The following is a 2,923-nucleotide window of genomic DNA, read 5'->3' on the forward strand; positions in this document are numbered from 1 at the left end:
GTTTCTCCGAAGGCAACCGTCTCGTTGATATCCTCAGGACAGGTGATGGTAGGGGTAATATCATCTTTCACGACAATCCTTTGACTTACCGAACTTGCATTCCCATCAACATCAACAAAAGTCCATGTTCTAACCTCTACAAAATCATTAGGGGAAGTACCCGGTAAAATTTCGCTTATAGGGCTCACGGTAATCGGTCCTGAACAGTTGTCTATCGCTGTCAAATCTTGTGGAGCAGGAACATCACTTCCGCATTGCAGATTCAAATCCGCGGGTGCAGTCGGTGGAACCGGAGCAAGATCATCTTTTACATTGATAGTTTGTTCCACAAAGGCTGCGTTTCCTGTGCCATCGATAAATGTCCATTTGTAAGTTATGGTAATACTATTCGGGCCTGTAGAATTCTCAGTAACTGTTGGCATTACCGTAATCTCCCCATCACAATTGTCTACCGCTGTCAACTCATAAGGAGCAGGGACCTCACTTGCACATTGCAGGTTCAAAGTTTCCGGAGAAGCAGGTGCCACAGGCGGGTTGGTATCATTTACCTTAACCGTAAAACTGCAAGTTGATTTATTTCCTGCCAAATCAGTGGCAGTATAGGTAACCAACGTTTCACCAACAGGAAAAACATTTCCAGGTTCAAAGTCGCTTTCTAAAGTCACAGAACCACTATTGTCTGTGGCAGTAGGAGGAGTCCAAGTAACCGCAGCTCCACAAGTACCTGAATCGTTAGAAACTTCTATATCTGTGGGACAATCCTCAATTACCGGATCTATGGTATCTATATCCAAACAGAATTCGAAATTATCAATGTTTATATATTGGAAGGCTGATCCCAAAGAAATCTCCAATTCATCGATGAGGATTTTGGAATTATCTGCTCCACCTTCAGTGCTTAGGTCAAAAATGTAATATCCGCTATTTGCACTAAAGTCTGTAGGGAAACCGGATGATTTTGTAATGGAATATACCTGAGAACCATCCTTCTTTCCGACTATTGTAATACTTCCATCATTTGTTGGATTATTACCGTTAGCATCTGATGAAAGGTAAACCGCGAATTTTCTCAAGCCGATATCTTTGGTCAGGGAATTGATCAAATAAGGTCCGGATCCAGTATTCAGCAATACATATCGGGAGCCATTGATACCAATTGAAGGCGTTTCTGTATGAACCTCCAGGTTTCCTGTGATCGAAAAATTATTTCCAGCATAAGAAAAAGTTTTACTGCCATCAACCTCATCTTCGAAATCCTCAACCAGACATGAGCTGACATTATGGGTTTGGCCAGAGGTAAAGGCAGCGGTACCTGTTACATTGTTTTCATTGGATATATCAGTGCCTGCCTTGACATCAAGCCTGAGGTTACCTTCACCGGATATTCCTGTGACAGTAACCGAATAAGTTGTATTAGCCCCTGAAACTGTACCTATTGACCCCATTGCAGAGCCAGTCTTGGTCAATTCAAAATCGTCTGCGGTGACATTTTCTGCATTTTTTGAAAATTCCACTGTATAAGTAACTGATGTGGCTGTACTAAGCGGAGAACCGATCAAGTTAACCGCCAATACTGTTGGCGCTGTATCTCCCCCATCAACAAATGGTTCATTAAAAGTAACTTCATCTAAAATCAAAAAAAGATCCACCCCCTCTATCAAAACATAGTCCACATCAAAAAAATCAGGGTCAGTGGCAAAAGATTTAAGACCTGAGGTTCCACTATCAAAATCGATAGGTTTTGTAATTCCTACCTGTGAGCCTCCCTTAAATGCTTTGATGGTTCCGGAATCTGATGTCCCCAAAGTATTTGAAATATCCCGATCCTGAAGCCAAATACTCAAAAACTGAAAAGAGGCATCGTCTGCCCGGGATATTTTCCAACCTATTATTCCTCCTATTTCCTGGTTACTGTCATCTAATCCAGGACCACCGTTTTTCCCTTGATTTATATCTATACCTACGCAGTTCGAGCAGGTAGCAGAAATACCTTTAATTGCCTCAAACTTCAAATCTCCCTCCACATGGGGATTAGGAAGCCCTTGGTTTTCGGTATAGCTGTCAAAATTAACGGTAGTCTGCTGACCGAAACTTTGCTGTAAACAGGCAAACCAAATGGAAATGAATAAAAATATTAGTTTTGGGTATGAAAGTTTCATGGCTGTCGATTTAAAATGGAGAAAGTAAAATTAGTCCGGTCTCAGGCCTTATGGCCTCGAAGGGAAAATACCTTGGAGAGCAATAATATAATTTAATGCCAAATAGGGAGGCATATTGTTGAACGCTTGTCCCCCTCCTGAATTTCCAACCATGCCAGATGCCATAGTCCCATTAGAACTGGTAGCATAAGCATCGACCCCTACAGGATCTGCTCCCCGCTCAGCTACCACATTGGCATTGGCAGGAAATGCTCCGCCGGGATTGGATTGGGTTCCCTCTCCTGAAGAGGCATTGATCGGATGGTTATGGGGAGGAAGGTTATTTACGGATAAAAAGGTTGTAGGTGTCCCCGATCTTTCACCCTGACGATAATTGGGCAAGCCCGGTCCCTGACCCGGATGGAGCGCCATACGTCCCCTAAGATCAGGCAGTGCAAAGGTTGTGCGACCATCGCCCCCATAGGTGGTGCCTAGCAATGAAAATAAAGCTTGATTTTGTTGTATTGACAAGAGTTGACCTGCACATAATGCCCAGCCTCGCGGGGCAAAATCAAAGGCTACCATCAAGATTTGTCCTAAATATTGGTCCATTTCTTTTTTGTTTAAATATTATGAGAGAAATAAAAAAGAGTAATTTTTATGTTAGTTCCTGATATCAGGTTCTTGGAGGATAAATTCCTTCTACTGGAATAACAAGATATACTGCCAGATAAGGGGGCATATTGTTAAATGGTTGTCCCCCTCCTGCAACTCCAACCATGCCT

At 42.6% G+C, this 2,923-nt stretch carries 2 protein-coding genes; both read right to left on the reverse strand.

From position 1 onward, the window contains the following. On the reverse strand, positions 1-2,159 hold a 2,159-nt coding region (locus ACZFYI_RS18290; RefSeq protein ID WP_462525564.1), incomplete at its 3' end, for an HYR domain-containing protein. Between the two features lie 48 nt (positions 2,160-2,207). Beyond that, positions 2,208-2,750, reverse strand: a complete 543-nt coding sequence (locus ACZFYI_RS18295; protein WP_462525565.1) for a phage tail protein — start codon at positions 2,748-2,750, stop codon at positions 2,208-2,210. Between the last annotated feature and the right edge of the window lie 173 nt (positions 2,751-2,923).

This window comes from Aquiflexum sp., from assembly GCF_977115555.1.